The organism is Citrobacter sp. C1 (assembly GCF_014596895.2).
Taxonomy (GTDB): domain Bacteria; phylum Pseudomonadota; class Gammaproteobacteria; order Enterobacterales; family Enterobacteriaceae; genus Citrobacter; species Citrobacter gillenii.
The window spans coordinates 3,217,790-3,234,296 of sequence record NZ_CP115035.1 but is presented as its reverse complement, the minus strand read 5'-3'; the positions used below and the strand labels follow the sequence as shown (position 1 = coordinate 3,234,296).

The 16,507-nt window shown below is 54.4% G+C and carries 13 protein-coding genes; 11 read left to right on the top strand and 2 right to left on the bottom strand.

Translation table 11 applies throughout. The features are described 5' to 3' along the window. Positions 1–7: 7 nt before the first annotated feature. From flgD to flgL, 9 genes are all read left to right on the top strand, one after another. Positions 8–706: a flagellar hook assembly protein FlgD gene (gene flgD, locus IB214_RS15725; protein WP_115258868.1), complete on the top strand. Its 699-nt coding sequence runs from the start codon at positions 8–10 to the stop codon at positions 704–706. 26 nt (positions 707–732) lie between these two features. Next, positions 733–2,025 (top strand): flagellar hook protein FlgE, encoded by a 1,293-nt coding sequence (gene flgE / locus IB214_RS15720; RefSeq protein WP_115258867.1) that lies wholly within the window; start codon positions 733–735, stop codon positions 2,023–2,025. Between the two features lie 20 nt (positions 2,026–2,045). Continuing rightward, a complete protein-coding gene (locus IB214_RS15715; RefSeq protein ID WP_096757559.1) occupies positions 2,046–2,801 on the top strand; it encodes a flagellar basal body rod protein FlgF in 756 nt (251 codons plus the stop codon). 13 nt (positions 2,802–2,814) lie between these two features. Continuing rightward, a complete protein-coding gene (flgG, locus tag IB214_RS15710) occupies positions 2,815–3,597 on the top strand; it encodes a flagellar basal-body rod protein FlgG (RefSeq protein WP_045441663.1) in 783 nt (260 codons plus the stop codon). Between the two features lie 57 nt (positions 3,598–3,654). After that, positions 3,655–4,353, top strand: coding sequence for a flagellar basal body L-ring protein FlgH (locus tag IB214_RS15705; protein WP_096757558.1), 699 nt, complete (start codon positions 3,655–3,657; stop codon positions 4,351–4,353). A gap of 12 nt (positions 4,354–4,365) precedes the next feature. Then, a complete protein-coding gene (locus IB214_RS15700; protein ID WP_096757557.1) occupies positions 4,366–5,463 on the top strand; it encodes a flagellar basal body P-ring protein FlgI in 1,098 nt (365 codons plus the stop codon). After that, the gene (gene flgJ, locus IB214_RS15695; RefSeq protein ID WP_117341764.1) at positions 5,463–6,413 is read left to right on the top strand and encodes a flagellar assembly peptidoglycan hydrolase FlgJ; all 951 of its coding nucleotides are present in this window, start codon (positions 5,463–5,465) and stop codon (positions 6,411–6,413) included. The genes IB214_RS15700 and flgJ overlap by 1 nt, the downstream gene beginning before the upstream one ends. Before the next feature lie 64 nt (positions 6,414–6,477). Next, entirely contained in the window at positions 6,478–8,142 is a 1,665-nt protein-coding gene (gene flgK / locus IB214_RS15690) for a flagellar hook-associated protein FlgK (protein WP_117341765.1), read from the top strand. 14 nt (positions 8,143–8,156) lie between these two features. Then, on the top strand, positions 8,157–9,110 hold the full coding sequence (flgL, locus tag IB214_RS15685) for a flagellar hook-associated protein FlgL (protein ID WP_115258863.1): 954 nt from the start codon (positions 8,157–8,159) through the stop codon (positions 9,108–9,110). A 78-nt stretch (positions 9,111–9,188) separates the two neighbouring features. Here the strand turns inward: flgL and IB214_RS15680 are convergent, their stop codons facing one another. Continuing rightward, a complete protein-coding gene (locus IB214_RS15680; RefSeq protein ID WP_115258862.1) occupies positions 9,189–10,388 on the bottom strand; it encodes an MFS transporter in 1,200 nt (399 codons plus the stop codon). A gap of 111 nt (positions 10,389–10,499) precedes the next feature. On the opposite strand from IB214_RS15680, the gene IB214_RS15675 reads away from it, so the two are divergent. Beyond that, positions 10,500–11,435: a LysR family transcriptional regulator gene (locus IB214_RS15675; protein WP_164496610.1), complete on the top strand. Its 936-nt coding sequence runs from the start codon at positions 10,500–10,502 to the stop codon at positions 11,433–11,435. Positions 11,436–11,475: 40 nt separating this feature from the next. On the opposite strand, the gene rne is transcribed toward IB214_RS15675, so the two are convergent. Continuing rightward, the gene (gene rne / locus IB214_RS15670; protein WP_117341766.1) at positions 11,476–14,775 is read right to left on the bottom strand and encodes a ribonuclease E; all 3,300 of its coding nucleotides are present in this window, start codon (positions 14,773–14,775) and stop codon (positions 11,476–11,478) included. A 699-nt stretch (positions 14,776–15,474) separates the two neighbouring features. Between rne and rluC the strand changes: the two genes are divergently transcribed. Continuing rightward, entirely contained in the window at positions 15,475–16,428 is a 954-nt protein-coding gene (gene rluC, locus IB214_RS15665) for a 23S rRNA pseudouridine(955/2504/2580) synthase RluC (RefSeq protein ID WP_167456044.1), read from the top strand. Positions 16,429–16,507 lie beyond the last annotated feature (79 nt).

Below are 16,507 nucleotides of genomic sequence, written 5' to 3'. Positions count from 1 at the left end.
GCCGCACATGTCAATTTCGGTAAAAATGAATGACCCGAGCAGCACGGGCGTGAATGCAGCCAGTAACAACAGTTCACTGACGGGCAGCAATGCCGCCGATCTGCAAAGCAGCTTTCTGACGCTGTTAGTCGCGCAGCTGAAAAACCAGGATCCGACCAACCCCTTGCAAAACAACGAACTCACCACCCAGCTGGCGCAAATCAGTACCGTCAGCGGGATTGAGAAGCTGAATACTACGCTGGGGTCGATTTCTGGACAGATAGACAACAGTCAGTCGCTGCAGGCCAGTACCTTGATTGGTCATGGCGTGATGATTCCAGGTACCACGATCCTGACCGGGAAAGGGACGGAAGAGGGGGCGACCACCACCACGACACCGTTTGGCGTTGAGCTGCAGCAGCCAGCCGATAAGGTCACTGCCACCATTACCGATAAAGACGGCAAGGTCGTGCGCACGATCGATATTGGTGAGCTGAAGGCGGGGGTTCACACCTTCACCTGGGACGGCACCATGACGGATGGCACGGCGGCCCCAAGCGGTTCCTACAACGTGGCGATATCCGCCAGCAATGGGGGGACGCAGCTTGTGGCGCAGCCACTTCAGTTTGCGTTGGTGCAGGGGGTTATTCGCAGCAACGGCGGTAACACGCTGGACCTCGGCACCTATGGAACCACCACCCTCGACGAAGTACGGCAGATCATCTAAGCCTTCACACTTATCAGGAGTAAGTCATGGCCTTTTCTCAAGCGGTCAGCGGTCTGAACGCTGCAGCGACCAACCTCGATGTCATCGGTAACAACATCGCCAACTCCGCGACCTACGGGTTTAAATCCGGTACCGCTTCCTTTGCGGATATGTTTGCCGGTTCTAAAGTGGGCCTGGGCGTTAAAGTTGCGGGTATTACCCAGGACTTTACCGATGGCACTACTACCAACACCGGCCGTGGGCTGGACGTTGCCATTAGCCAGAACGGTTTCTTCCGTATGGTCGACAGCAATGGGTCTGTTTTCTTCAGCCGAAACGGTCAGTTCAAGCTCGATGAAAACCGTAATATCGTCAACATGCAGGGGCTGCAGTTGACGGGTTATCCGGCCACCGGCACGCCGCCGACGGTACAGCAGGGCGCAAACCCGGCACCGATCACGATTCCGAATACGCTGATGGCGGCGAAATCCACGACCACCGCGTCTATGCAGATCAACCTGAACTCCACTGACAAGATTCCGGCGAATAAACCTTTTAGCGCAAGTGATGCGGACTCGTACAACAAAAAAGGCACCGTGACCGTATTTGATAGTCAGGGTAATGCCCATGACATGAATGTTTTTTATGTCAAAACGACGGATAACAAATGGGATGTTTACACCCAGGATGCCAGCGTGGCGGGTTCTCCCGCGACTAAAAATGCGGTGATGAACTTCAGCGCTAATGGCACGCTGGCCTCGGTGAATAACTATATTCCTGGGACCGTTCCGGTTGATCCGTTAAATCCTACAGGGCCAAAAATCCCTGTGGAAGGCCCCGCCAACGCCCAGCCGCAAATTCAGATAACCACCGGTGCTATCAATGGCGCGGTCCCTGCGGGTTTCTCTCTGAGTTTCCTCAATTCCATGCAGCAGAATACCGGCGCCAATAACATCGTTGCGACGAATCAGAACGGCTACAAACCGGGCGATCTGGTGAGCTACCAGATTAACGATGACGGCACGGTGGTGGGTAACTACTCCAACGAACAGAAGCAACTTCTGGGACAGATCGTGCTGGCTAACTTTGCCAACAACGAAGGTCTGGCTTCTCAGGGCGATAACGTCTGGGCCGCGACACAGTCTTCTGGCGTCGCGCTGCTGGGCACCGCGGGCACCGGTAACTTCGGCAAGCTGACGAACGGCGCGCTGGAAGCATCGAACGTGGATTTGAGTAAAGAACTGGTGAACATGATCGTCGCCCAGCGTAACTATCAGTCGAACGCGCAGACCATCAAAACCCAGGATCAGATCCTCAACACGCTGGTCAACCTGCGCTAAGCGCTTGACGGGATGGCTTAATGGATCACGCAATTTATACCGCCATGGGCGCGGCCAGTCAGACGCTGAACCAACAGGCGGTGACGGCCAGCAACCTGGCAAACGCCTCAACGCCGGGTTTCCGCGCGCAGCTTAATGCGCTGCGTGCGGTGCCGGTTGAAGGGCTCTCTTTACCGACGCGTACGCTGGTGGTGGCCTCCACGCCAGGGGCTGATATGACGCCAGGTCAGATGGACTACACCTCCCGCCCGCTGGACGTTGCGCTGCAACAGGACGGTTGGCTGGCGGTGCAGACCGCTAACGGCAGTGAAGGGTACACCCGTAATGGCGCAATTCAGGTAAGCCCCACCGGTGAACTGACCATTCAGGGACACCCGGTGATTGGCGAAGCCGGGCCAATAGCGGTACCGGAAGGTTCAGAAATCACCATTGCTGCTGACGGGACGATTTCTGCGCTGAACCCAGGCGATCCGGCGAATACCGTGGCGCCTGTCGGGCGTCTGAAGCTGGTGAAGGCGACGGGAAGTGAAGTGCAGCGTGGTGATGACGGTATGTTCCGTCTGAGCGCGGCGGCACAGGCGACCCGTGGCCCGACGCTTCCGGCCGATCCCAGCATCCGCGTGATGTCGGGCGTGCTGGAGGGCAGTAACGTCAAACCGGTTGCCGCGATGAGCGACATGATCGCCAGCGCCCGTCGCTTCGAAATGCAGATGAAGATTATCAGTAGCGTGGATGATAACGCGGGTCGCGCCAACCAACTGCTGTCGATGAGTTAATACAGGACATTTTATGATCAGTTCATTATGGATCGCCAAAACCGGCCTGGATGCACAGCAAACCAACATGGATGTGATTGCCAACAACCTGGCAAACGTCAGCACCAATGGTTTCAAGCGTCAGCGTGCGGTGTTTGAAGATCTGTTGTACCAGACGATTCGTCAACCGGGCGCGCAGTCTTCTGAACAGACCGTACTGCCTTCGGGTTTGCAAATCGGTACCGGTGTGCGTCCGGTGGCGACCGAGCGTTTACACAGTCAGGGCAACCTGTCACAGACCAATAACAGCAAAGATGTGGCGATTAAAGGCCAGGGTTTTTTCCAGGTCATGTTGCCGGATGGTACTTCTGCTTATACGCGTGACGGCTCTTTCCAGGTGGATCAGAACGGCCAACTGGTGACGGCAGGCGGTTTTCAGGTTCAGCCAGCGATCACCATTCCAGCGAACTCGCTCAGCATCACTATCGGGCGTGATGGCATCGTCAGCGTAACCCAGCAAGGACAGGCGGCGCCGGTACAGGTAGGCCAGCTCAACCTGACCACCTTTATGAACGATACCGGCCTGGAAAGCATTGGTGAGAACCTGTACACCGAGACGCAATCTTCAGGTGCGCCGAACGAGAGCACGCCAGGGCTTAACGGTGCGGGTCTGCTGTATCAGGGCTATGTTGAAACCTCTAACGTCAACGTGGCGGAAGAGCTGGTGAATATGATCCAGGTTCAACGTGCTTACGAAATCAACAGCAAAGCGGTGTCGACTACCGATCAGATGCTGCAAAAACTGACGCAACTCTAACGTGTTGTCCGGTGGGGTGAAAACCTCACCGGCACACTGATGTAGAAGATGAAGGCAATGCGAAAAAACGCGCTTCACCCATATCCGATTACGGCCCTGCTGGTGGTGTCACTGACAGGATGTGCCTGGATCCCGGCCACGCCGCTGGTTCAGGGGGCGACCTCTGCCCAGCCGATACCTGGCCCAACGCCGGTGGCGAATGGATCAATTTTTCAGTCTGCGCAGCCAGTTAACTATGGCTACCAGCCGCTATTTGAAGACCGCCGTCCGCGCAATGTTGGCGATACGCTAACTATCGTATTGCAGGAAAACGTCAGTGCGAGCAAAAGCTCTTCTGCTAACGCCAGCCGTGATGGCAAAACAAACTTTGGTTTCGACACGGTGCCGCGCTACCTGCAGGGACTGTTTGGCAACGAGCGTGCTGACGTAGAAGCGTCCGGTGGGAACTCCTTTAACGGTAAAGGTGGCGCCAATGCCCGTAACACCTTTAGCGGTACGCTGACCGTGACCGTCGATCAGGTTCTGGTCAACGGCAATTTACACGTTGTGGGTGAAAAGCAGATCGCCATAAACCAGGGCACTGAATTTATCCGCTTCTCCGGGGTGGTTAACCCGCGCACCATCAGCGGCAGCAACTCTGTTCCGTCAACCCAGGTGGCGGATGCACGTATTGAGTATGTCGGTAACGGCTATATCAACGAAGCGCAGAATATGGGCTGGTTGCAGCGTTTCTTCCTTAATTTGTCACCGATGTAAGCGAGGCTTTCTGTGTTTAAAACTCTTGTTGCAATGGTCCTGATGCTGGCAACTACATTGGCCCATGCCGATCGTATTCGCGATCTGACCAGCGTTCAGGGTGTGCGTGAAAACTCGCTGATTGGCTACGGGCTGGTGGTGGGGCTGGACGGCACGGGTGACCAGACCACCCAGACGCCGTTCACCACCCAAACGCTCAATAACATGCTCTCTCAACTGGGGATCACCGTGCCGACCGGCACCAATATGCAGTTGAAAAACGTGGCGGCGGTGATGGTGACTGCATCCTTTCCGGCGTTTGGACGTCAGGGACAAACCATTGACGTTGTGGTCTCTTCAATGGGTAATGCCAAAAGCCTGCGCGGCGGGACGCTGCTGATGACCCCGATGAAAGGGGTTGATAGCCAGGTGTATGCGCTGGCGCAGGGCAATATTTTAGTCGGCGGCGCCGGTGCTGCGGCGGGCGGCAGTAGCGTTCAGGTGAACCAACTCAATGGTGGGCGGATCACCAACGGGGCCACTATTGAACGCGAACTTCCTAGCCAGTTTGGTGGCGGAAACACCCTCAATCTGCAGCTGAATAATGAAGACTTCACCCTGGCACAGCAGATAACCGACACCATTAACCGTTCGCGTGGGTTTGGCAGCGCCACGGCGCTGGATGCGCGTACGATTCAGGTGCGTGTGCCGAGCGGCAATAGCTCACAGGTGCGCTTCCTCGCTGATATCCAGAATATAGAAGTGAACGTAACGCCGCAGGATGCGAAGGTGATTATCAACTCCCGTACGGGATCGGTAGTGATGAACCGCGAAGTTACGTTGGACAGTTGCGCGGTTGCGCAGGGCAACTTGTCTATCACGGTGAATCGCCAGGCCAACGTTAGTCAGCCCGATACGCCGTTTGGCGGTGGGCAAACCGTGGTTACCCCGCAAACCCAAATCGATATGCGTCAAAGCGGCGGCTCATTGCAGAGCGTGCGCTCCAGCGCCAATCTGAACAATGTGGTTCGCGCCCTCAATGCGCTCGGTGCCACGCCAATGGATTTGATGTCAATTCTGCAATCCATGCAAAGTGCGGGTTGTTTACGCGCCAAACTGGAAATTATCTGATGATTGGCGACAGCAAACTGCTGACCAGCGCCGCCTGGGATGCGCAATCGCTGAACGAACTGAAAGCGAAGGCGGGTCAGGATCCGGCGGCAAATATCCGCCCGGTCGCCCGCCAGGTTGAAGGGATGTTTGTCCAGATGATGCTGAAAAGCATGCGTGAAGCGCTGCCAAAAGATGGCGTCTTTAGCAGCGACTCGACGCGCTTGTACACCAGCATGTATGACCAGCAGGTAGCCCAGCAGATGACAGCAGGCAAAGGTCTGGGGCTGGCTGAAATGATGGTTAAGCAGATGACCGAAGGCCAGGGGACGCCTGCGGATGATGCACCGCAGGTACCGATGAAGTTTTCACTGGAAACGGTGACCAGCTATCAAAACCAGGCACTGACGCAGATGGTGCGTAAAGCGCTACCGAAAGCGACGGAAGGAAACGATGAACCGCTGTCGGGCGACAGTAAAGACTTCCTTGCTCAGCTATCGCTACCAGCAAAACTGGCGAGTCAACAAAGCGGGGTACCGCATCATCTGATCCTGGCACAGGCGGCGCTGGAATCCGGCTGGGGGCAACGCCAAATCCGCCGTGAGAACGGTGAGCCGAGCTTTAACATTTTCGGCGTGAAGGCTTCGGGGAGCTGGAAAGGGCCGACCACTGAAATCACCACTACCGAATATGAAAACGGTGAGGCGAAAAAAGTGAAAGCCCGATTCCGTGTCTATAGCTCGTACCTTGAGGCGCTGTCGGATTATGTCGGGCTGATATCGCGTAATCCGCGCTACGCCGCGGTAACCGGTGCGGCGACTGCCGAACAGGGTGCGCAGGCCTTGCAGAATGCAGGCTACGCCACCGATCCGCACTATGCGCGTAAATTAACCACCATGATCCAGCAGCTGAAGTCGATGAGCGAGAAAGTGAGTAAAACTTACAGTAGCAATCTCGACAATCTGTTTTAAATAACTCAAGTCTACCCATCCGCTGCCGATAATAACGAGTATTGAAGGATTACAAGGAACCTCCATGTCCAGCTTGATTAACAACGCCATGAGTGGTCTTAGCGCAGCGCAGGCCGCGTTGAACACAGCCAGTAATAACATCTCCAGCTATAACGTGGCAGGGTATACCCGCCAGACGACCATTATGGCGCAAGCAAACAGCACGCTGGGTGCGGGGGGCTGGGTTGGCAATGGCGTCTATGTTTCTGGCGTGCAGCGTGAGTATGATTCATTTATCAGTAATCAGTTACGCGCTGCGCAGAACCAAAGCAGCGGTCTGACAACGCGTTATGAGCAAATGTCGAAAATCGATAACCTGCTCGCCAGCAAGACCAGCTCTATTTCTACCTCGATGCAGGGCTTTTTCACCAGCTTACAAACGTTGGTCAGTAACGCAGAAGACCCGGCGGCGCGTCAGGCATTGATTGGCAAAGCAGACGGCTTAGTCAACCAGTTTAAAACCACCGATCAGTATCTGCGCGATCAGGATAAACAGGTTAATACCGCGATTTCCGCCAGTGTTGACCAGATCAATAACTACTCGAAGCAAATTGCCAGTCTCAACGATCAAATCTCTCGTCTGACCGGCGTCGGCGCGGGCGCTTCACCGAACGATCTGCTGGACCAGCGCGACCAGTTGGTGAGCGAATTAAACAAGATTGTCGGCGTTGAAGTCAGCGTTCAAGACGGCGCCACCTATAACGTCACCATGGCGAATGGCTATTCGCTGGTGCAGGGCAGTAGCGCACGTCAGCTTGCTGCCGTACCGTCCAGTGCCGATACCACCCGCACCACCGTGGCCTATGTCGATGGGGTTGCGGGTAATATTGAAATTCCAGAAAAACTGCTCAATACCGGCTCACTGGGTGGGTTGCTGACGTTTCGCTCTCAGGAACTGGACCAGACGCGTAATACGCTGGGCCAATTGGCACTGGCTTTTGCCGACGCCTTTAACACACAGCATAAAGCCGGTTTTGATACTGATGGTGTTGCGGGTAAGGATTTCTTTGCTATCGGCGATCCGTCGGTGACCAGTAATGCTAAAAACACCGGCAAAGCGGAGTTAACCGCTGAAGTTGATGATAGTTCGAAAGTGCAGGCGACTGACTATAAAGTTGTGTTTAACGGTGGCAAATGGCAAGTCACGCGCCTGGCGGATAATACGACGTTTGAAGCAAAACCGGATGCCAGCGGTAAACTGGATATTGATGGCCTGAAAGTGACGGTGACGAATAAACCAACCGGAGCTAACGATAATGACAGTTTTATTCTGAAGCCGGTTAGCGACGCCATCGTCAATATGAAAGTGATGGTGACCGACGAGTCAAAAATTGCCATGGCGTCAGAGAAAAAGACCGATCCTGCTGCGGAGACGGGCGCAAGCGACAACCGTAACGGTCAGAAACTGTTGGATCTACAAAATAAGGCCACCGTCGGGAATAAAACCTTCAACGATGCCTATGCCACGCTGGTAAGCGATGTCGGTAACAAAACCGCGACGCTGAAAACCAGCAGCACCACGCAAAACAACGTGGTCACGCAGCTCTCTAATCAGCAGCAGTCCATCTCCGGGGTGAATCTCGACGAAGAGTACGGCAATTTGCAGCGCTATCAGCAGTACTACCTGGCTAACGCCCAGGTGCTGCAAACCGCTAATGCGTTGTTTGATGCACTGATTAATATTCGCTAAGGGAGAGGGAATCAATGCGTATCAGTACCCAGATGATGTACCAGCAGAACATGCGTGGCATCACCAACTCTCAGGCGGAATGGATGAAATTCGGCGAGCAAATGTCGACGGGTAAACGGGTCATTAATCCGTCTGACGATCCGATTGCCGCCTCACAGGCCGTGGTGCTGTCTCAGGCTCAGGCACAAAACAGCCAGTACACGCTGGCGCGCTCTTTCGCCACGCAAAAAGTCTCACTGGAAGAAAACGTGTTGGGACAGGTAACGACGGCTATTCAGAGCGCGCAGGAAAAAATTGTCCATGCTGCTAACGGGACGTTAAGTGATGATGACCGTGCATCGTTGGCAACTGATTTACAGGGGATCCGCGATCAGCTGATGAACCTGGCGAACAGCACCGATGGCAACGGGCGCTATATTTTCGGTGGATATAAAACAGAAAGTGCACCATTTGCCCAGGCTGATGGTACCTATACTGGCGGAACCCAAAACGTGACCCAGCAGGTCGATGCTGCCCGTACCATGGTGATTGGCCATACCGGGGATAAAATATTTGCCGAATTGACCAGTAATGCGGTGCCGGAACCCGCGGGTGGAACCCAGGAAAAGAGCCTGTTCAAAATGCTGGATACCGCTATTGATGCCCTCAAAACGCCGGTTGCTGGGGATGATGTGGCAAAAGATAAAGCGGCAGCCGCTATTGATAAAACCAGCCGTGGCCTGAAGAACTCGCTTAATAACGTCCTGTCTGTGCGTGCTGAATTAGGCACACAACTCAGTGAGTTGAGCTCGCTGGATTCACTGGGTACCGATCGCGCATTAGGGCAAACTCAGCAGATGAGTAACCTGGTGGATGTCGACTGGAACGCAGCGATTTCGTCCTATGTTATGCAGCAGGCTGCGCTGCAGGCATCCTATAAAGCGTTTACCGATATGCAGGGAATGTCGTTGTTCCAGTTAAATCGTTAACGCCTTTTTTTGAAACATATCATGAAACTGGATATGTTTGTCTGCCCGCGCCACTTACACCCCGGCGCGGGCATTTTTTTAGGCCGTTTTTGTCCGACTCACCACAGTGTTACCTGTCAGTCTGATCATCAGAGCAATCGCACCGCTGACGGTTGCCAACCCGACAACGCCTTGCCAGTTTGCCAGGGCGTAAACTTGGGTGCCGAGAACTGAACCCAACGCCATGCCAATGAACACCAGGGTAAACAGTAGGGCGTTCAGGCGGCCCCGCGCCTGAGGCTCAAGGCTATAGACCAGATTCTGGTGAGCCACCAGGCTGGATTGTAGCCCAAGATCAAAGCCGACCGCAGAAAGGGCTATTAGCAGCCACTGTCCCTCAACCGGCAGGGCGGGCAGTAAAAACATCAGCGCGAAAGAAAGCGTCACTAATAATGCCCCCAGTTGCGTGACCTTTTCGCCGCCAACTCTGTCTGCAAGATGTCCAGCTAGCGGTGCGGCAAGCGCACCTGCTGCTCCTGCAATACCAAAACCCCCGGCTACTGCGCTGCCCATGTGATAATGCTCGGATAACATCACCGCCAGCGTTGACCAGAAGGCACTGAAGGCAATTGAAAGGAATCCCTGTGCCAGCGCCGCCCGGCGCAGTACAGGATACCGTTGCCAGAGTTTGGCCATTGAGAGCATTAACGACGGATAGCTCAGCGTGGAATTGGCCGCAAAGTGAGGCAGCATTTTCCACATCACCACAGTAATAATGGCAATACTGATGGCGGCGAGTTGATACATCTCGCGCCAGCCAAACGCTTCGCCCACCAGACCACTGACGGTGCGGGAGAGCAAAATGCCCAGCAACAGGCCGGTCATCACCGTACCGACCGTTTTTCCCTGTTTCCCCGCGGGGGCGAGTATGGCTGCTGCGGGAACGATGTCCTGTGCCATGGTTGCCGCCATTCCCATCAGCAAGCTAATCAACAGCAGTGAATGCAGTTGCCCGCTAAAGCTGCAGGCCAGAAGCAGCACGGCAAGTGAGATGCTTTTCAGCAAGATTAAAGTCCGGCGGTCATAGCGGTCGCCAAGCGGCAAGAGAAACAAAATCCCCAGCGCGTACCCGGCCTGGGTAAGCGTCGGCACCAGCCCCATACCGGTGAGACTTAAGGTCAGGTCCTGACCGATCAGCGGCAGAAGAGGCTGGGCATAGTAGATAGCCGCCACGCTGAAACCGGCGCCAAGTGCCAGTACAAAGATGACCCAACGGGAAAGTGCGGTAGATGTGTTCACAAATGATTCCTCAATCACAGGATGTACGGCTATTTTTATCTTTCGCTCATTGGCACGGTAGCGGGCGTGGTGGTAAAACAGTTATACGTTTGACGTATGATGAAAGTGGTTATCTTGAAAAATGAGCGTATAGACAGAGTGGAGCTGATGCGGACGTTTGTGCGCATCGTTGAGGCAGGATCGCTCTCTGCGGCGGCAAAACAGATGGGGACCACCCAGGCGACCGTCAGTCGGAGACTGCAATCCCTGGAAACGCTGCTGGGTGTGAAACTGATTTTACGCACCACCCACGCGATGAAATTGACCGATGACGGAGAGCGGGGATATCAGCATGCTAAGCATATTATCGATGCCTGGTTAGCGCTGGAAGATGGGCTGAATATCACGGAGGATGAACCCGTCGGTACGCTGCGGGTACGAGCGCCTCATGCGTTTGGTCAGCAACAACTGCTTGAACCGCTGCTGCAATTTCTGGCCCGTTATCCGCAGTTATCGGTGGAGTGGATGCTCAATGACAAAACGGTGGATTTCCTTAGCGACAATATTGATTGCGCGATCCGAGTGGGTGCGGAAGTTGATCCGGCAACGGTCTCCGTTCTGCTGGCCGAAGTGCCCCGAAGCATTGTGGCCAGCCCGGCATTGCTGGCGCAGTATGGCGATACTACGCATCCCGAACAGTTATCAACGCTGCCGTGGATTGCTGTAAACACGTTTTATCAGCATAGTGTGTCGCTGCGCCATCAACAGCGAAATGAACCCATCACGATAAATATCTCTCCCCGATTAAGCACGGACAGTATTTATGTTGCCAGAAATGCGGCTCTGGCAGGGCTGGGGGTAGCCATTGTGTCAAGCTGGATGGTGGAAGAAGATATTGTTCACGGGCGTTTAGTCGAGTTATTCGCAGACTGGCCTGCGGCATCGCTGCCGGTGCATCTGGTGTATCCCTGGGCGCGTTATTATCCGGTCCGACTGCGTAAATTTCTGGCGCTGATGAAGGATGTGATGCCGCAGCTGACGGGAATGAAACAAATCGATAAGAAATAAAAAAGCCGACCCGAAGGTCGGCTTTGATGTTGATTACGGCTTACTCAACAGGCTGCGGGCGTGTGGCTGGGGCAGTAGCCTGATGCGTGGCGCTGTGACCGCCTGCGGCACCTTTGCCTTCGAAGTCGAAAGCAGGGCGCTGCCAGTCGCTCTGACGCGGCGCTTCTGGTTCGTAGTCCGGCGCAGGTGCGCGGGTCATCGGTGCGGTTGCGTGGCTGTGAACCGTTACGGGTACAGCGGCAACAGACGCAGGTTCTACCACAGCTTCAGCGACAACGACTGGTGCAACCGGTGCGACTTCTTCCTGCGTAACCGGGGCAATTGGCGCGGCCTCGATAACCGGTTCAGCAACGTCTGGCTGGGCGACAGCGACGTCAACCTGGACAGGTTCTTCGGTAATCGGTGCTTCTACCACGTTTGCTACGGGCTCAGCTTCAGCAACAACCTCTTCTGCAACCGGGACGTCAGCGTCAACGATGAACTGCGGTTGTTCCTCAACAGCCGTCTCGATAACCTCCGGATGTGTGGTTTCAACCGCCACAACCTGAGGTTCGACAACGACGGTTTCGGTGACTACCGGCGCTTCTGTGACCGCGACAGATGCCGCTACGGTTTCCACTGCTGGCGCAACGACCGCTGCAATGCTTTGCTGCTCGGCGATAACCGGCTGCACCTGGGCCACTTCCTGCTGATGCTGCTCTTCAACCTGCAGTTCCTGTGCACGGGCAACAGGGTAACGGATCCAGACTTTACCAGAGGCTAATTCTGGAGATGCACAGGCGACAGTAATCGGCATTGGCGATTGTGTCGGGTAACGTTCGTCACGATAGCGACGACGACGCTGTCCGCTTACGCGCAGATGGCGAGGCGAGCGGCGAGAACGACGCGGCATACCGTTGCTATCACGTGCATCGTTGTTATCACGCGCATCGTTGTTATCTTCATGCTCGGTAGTGACAACGGCAGGCAGGTCGACTTTCGCCAGTTCAGTTCGCTGGGCAACAGCGGCCTGAACCACAGGCTCAGCCACAACCGTTTCGGTAACCACGGCAGCGGTTACGGCTTCGGTTTCGACGGTTGCGCTATCGGTGTAACGAACCTTCTGGTTCAACTGACGCTGTTTACGGCGAGTCTGAGGCTGGCGAACGCGCTCTTCTTGATCCGTATCCTGTGCCGGTTGTTCAACCAGGTTCAGTTCTTTAACTTCCTGCGGTGCCTGACGCTTGTCGTCGTTACGACGGCGGTTGCGTTCACGACGCGGAGCCTGCTGCTCGTCACCTGACTTCGCTTTATCAGCAACATCAGTGGATTGCTGGCGGGTATCGCGCGCTTCGGCATTCTGCGGCTGGCGACGGTTACGGCGATTTTCATCGCGGTTTTCGCTGCTATCAGAACGTTCATTACGGTTGTCACGATCGCGGTTATCACGTTCGCCACGGTTATCGCGATTATCACGACGATCGTTACGATCGTTACGATCGTTGCGGTCACGGCGATTGTTCTGACGAGGCTTACGACGATCCTGCTGGCGTTCAGAAGATTTCTCTTCCGCTTTCGGTGCTGGCTGCTCAACCGGCTTGGCTTCTTCATTGCCACCAAAGATGGACTTCAGTGCGCCGAGGAAACGACCAAACAAACCAGGCTGTTCGGATCCTGCTGCGACTGCGGCTGCTTTTGGTGCGGCAGCAACGGCTGTAACGGCAGGCTCCTGCAGAGCAGGTTCTGGCGGTACGTCTGGCATGGCGAAGGTCGCCAGCGCAGGCTGTTCAGGCTGTTTACGTTCGACGTACTCTTCTTCCGTCGGTAACGCCATCTCTTCTTCGTGCAGTTTCGGCAGCAGATAGCTCAGGGTCGATGTCTCTTCACCTTTGCGAACACGCAGAACAGAGTAGTGCGGTGTTTCCATTTGATCGTTGGGCACGATCACACAGCGTACGCCGTTCTGTCGGGTTTCAATGGCATTGACCGCAGTACGTTTTTCGTTAAGCAGATAAGACGCAATCGGCACCGGGACAATCGCATGGACTTCCTGGGTGTTTTCCTTCAGCGCTTCTTCTTCAATCAGGCGCAGAATAGACAGCGACAGCGATTCGTTATCACGCACGGTACCTGTGCCGGAGCAACGCGGGCAGACGTGATGGCTGGATTCGCCTAATGACGGGCTCAGACGCTGACGGGACATCTCCAGCAAGCCGAAGCGAGAAATATGGCTAATCTGGATACGCGCACGGTCCTGACGAACGGCTTCACGCAGACGGTTCTCAACGGCACGTTGGTGACGAACCGGCGTCATGTCGATGAAGTCGATAACAATCAGGCCGCCGAGGTCACGAAGACGCAGCTGGCGAGCGATTTCATCGGCCGCTTCAAGGTTGGTATTAAATGCGGTCTCTTCGATATCGCCGCCGCGCGTGGCGCGTGCGGAGTTGATATCAATTGCGGTCAGTGCTTCGGTGCTATCGATAACGATAGAACCCCCAGAAGGCAGGCGCACTTCACGCTGAAACGCAGACTCAATCTGAGACTCGATTTGATAGTGGCTGAACAGCGGGATTTCACCGGTGTAGAGCTTAATTTTGCTGCTGAAATCCGGACGACCCAACGCGGCGATGTGCTGACGCGCCATCTCCATGACTTTTGGGTTATCAATGAGGATTTCGCCGATATCCTGACGTAAATAGTCGCGGAATGCGCGAACGATGACATTACTTTCCTGATGGATCAGGAACGGAGCAGGGCGGCTGTCAGCGGCCTTTTTAATCGCTTCCCAGTGCTTCAGACGGAAACTCAGGTCCCACTGCAGCGCTTCTGCGGATTTACCAACACCCGCAGTGCGTACGATGAGCCCCATGCCATCAGGCAGTTCCAGGCTTGCCAGCGCTTCTTTGAGTTCTGTCCGGTCATCGCCTTCGATGCGACGAGAGATACCACCCGCACGCGGGTTGTTAGGCATCAGAACCAAATAACTACCCGCCAGGCTGATAAAGGTGGTCAGTGCAGCACCTTTGTTGCCGCGTTCTTCTTTATCAATCTGAACAATCACTTCCTGACCTTCGCGCAACACATCTTTAATGTTGGGACGGCCATGGGAGTTGTAGTTAGCGGGGAAGTATTCGCGGGCAATTTCTTTTAACGGGAGGAAACCGTGACGTTCAGCGCCATAATCAACAAAAGCGGCTTCCAGACTCGGTTCAATACGGGTAATTTTACCTTTATAGATGTTGGCTTTTTTCTGCTCGTGTCCAGGACTTTCGATATCCAGATCGTACAGACGCTGCCCATCTACAAGGGCGACACGCAACTCTTCCTGCTGAGTCGCGTTAATTAACATTCTTTTCATCGTAACTTACTCATTATTCTTACATTGACGACTAAGCTGCGGGCAGAGTAATGCCTTTCCGGGTGTGAACCGATGGCCTCGTGTCTATTCGCGTCGCCAACCTCACGGTTATCGTCAGCTCAAAGAGGCGCAGAGTGTCGGTTGCCTGTATTTCATACGGAAACACAGCGCAATTATCAGGGGAACAGTCTGGGTGTTACTCTCCAGAAACGCTTCCATTATGCTCGTCGTCTTTCACGCTATCGGTGCGTTGGCTTCATCTACTCACCCCAGTCACTCACCGGAGTAAATTCTTGGGGGTTCCCAGACTTGCCGTCTTCCTACAACGCGAAATTCATAGAGCACTTACCGGTAAGGACTGCAACCCGCAGCCCGCTAACTGCCTGAAAGATCAATACGTCTTACGCCATTGCTGCGTTGATGATCGGTCGGGCAAAATTGGGTCATTCCGGAAAAGTTCTTGTTTTAACAAGATTCAACACGGAGACGACCTCATTATTCCACTGCTAACCTTGTTATAGCAAGATGACTTTTGCCATTTACCACCCGGTTACTCACAGTTTTTACACTTCCGTACAGTGATTGGTTTAATAACCACCAAATCGAAACTGTCAAACCTGTGTAATAGGGTATAGCAGTTAATATAAGCATAGAAAAATGTGTGGCGCGAATCTTGATGGCTATTTAAAATCGGCACCCATGAAAACAGAGACTCCAGCCGTAAAAATTGTTGCCATTACTGCCGACGAAGCAGGGCAACGCATCGACAACTTTCTGCGCACCCAGCTTAAAGGCGTGCCAAAAAGTATGATTTATCGCATTTTGCGTAAGGGCGAAGTGCGTGTGAATAAAAAACGCATCAAACCCGAGTACAAGCTCGAAGACGGAGATATTGTGCGTATTCCGCCAGTGCGTGTCGCTGAGCGCGAAGAAGAAGCTATTTCACCGCATCTGCAGAAGGTCGCCGCGCTGGCCGATGTTATTCTGTATGAAGATGACCATATTCTGGTGCTCAACAAACCATCAGGCACGGCCGTGCATGGCGGCAGTGGATTAAGCTTTGGGGTAATTGAAGGTCTGCGAGCGTTACGCCCGGAGGCACGTTTCCTTGAATTGGTGCATCGCCTCGACCGTGACACGTCTGGCGTGCTGTTGGTTGCCAAAAAACGTTCCGCACTGCGTTCGCTGCATGAACAGTTGCGCGAAAAGGGAATGCAAAAAGATTACTTGGCGCTGGTAAGAGGTCAGTGGCAGTCGCATGTCAAAACCGTACAGGCGCCGCTGTTAAAGAATATTCTGCAAAGCGGTGAGCGAATCGTGCGGGTAAATCAGGAAGGTAAACCGTCGGAGACGCGATTTAAAGTAGAAGAGCGCTATGCGTTTTCCACGCTTGTGCGCTGTAGTCCGGTAACCGGGCGGACCCACCAGATTCGCGTGCATACCCAGTATGCTGGACATCCTATTGCTTTTGACGATCGCTATGGCGACCGTGAGTTCGACAAGCAGTTGGCCGGTACGGGGCTGAACCGACTGTTTCTGCACGCCGCAGCATTGAAGTTTACCCATCCGGGGACCGGTGAGGTCATGCGTGTTGAAGCCCCGATGGACAATCAGCTAAAACGCTGCCTTGAGGTATTACGCAGCAAAGCCTGATGCACGTCGCTTATCAGGCCTACCATTGCGTTATGCGCCGTAGGCCTGATAAGACGCACCGCGTCGCCATCAGGAAGAT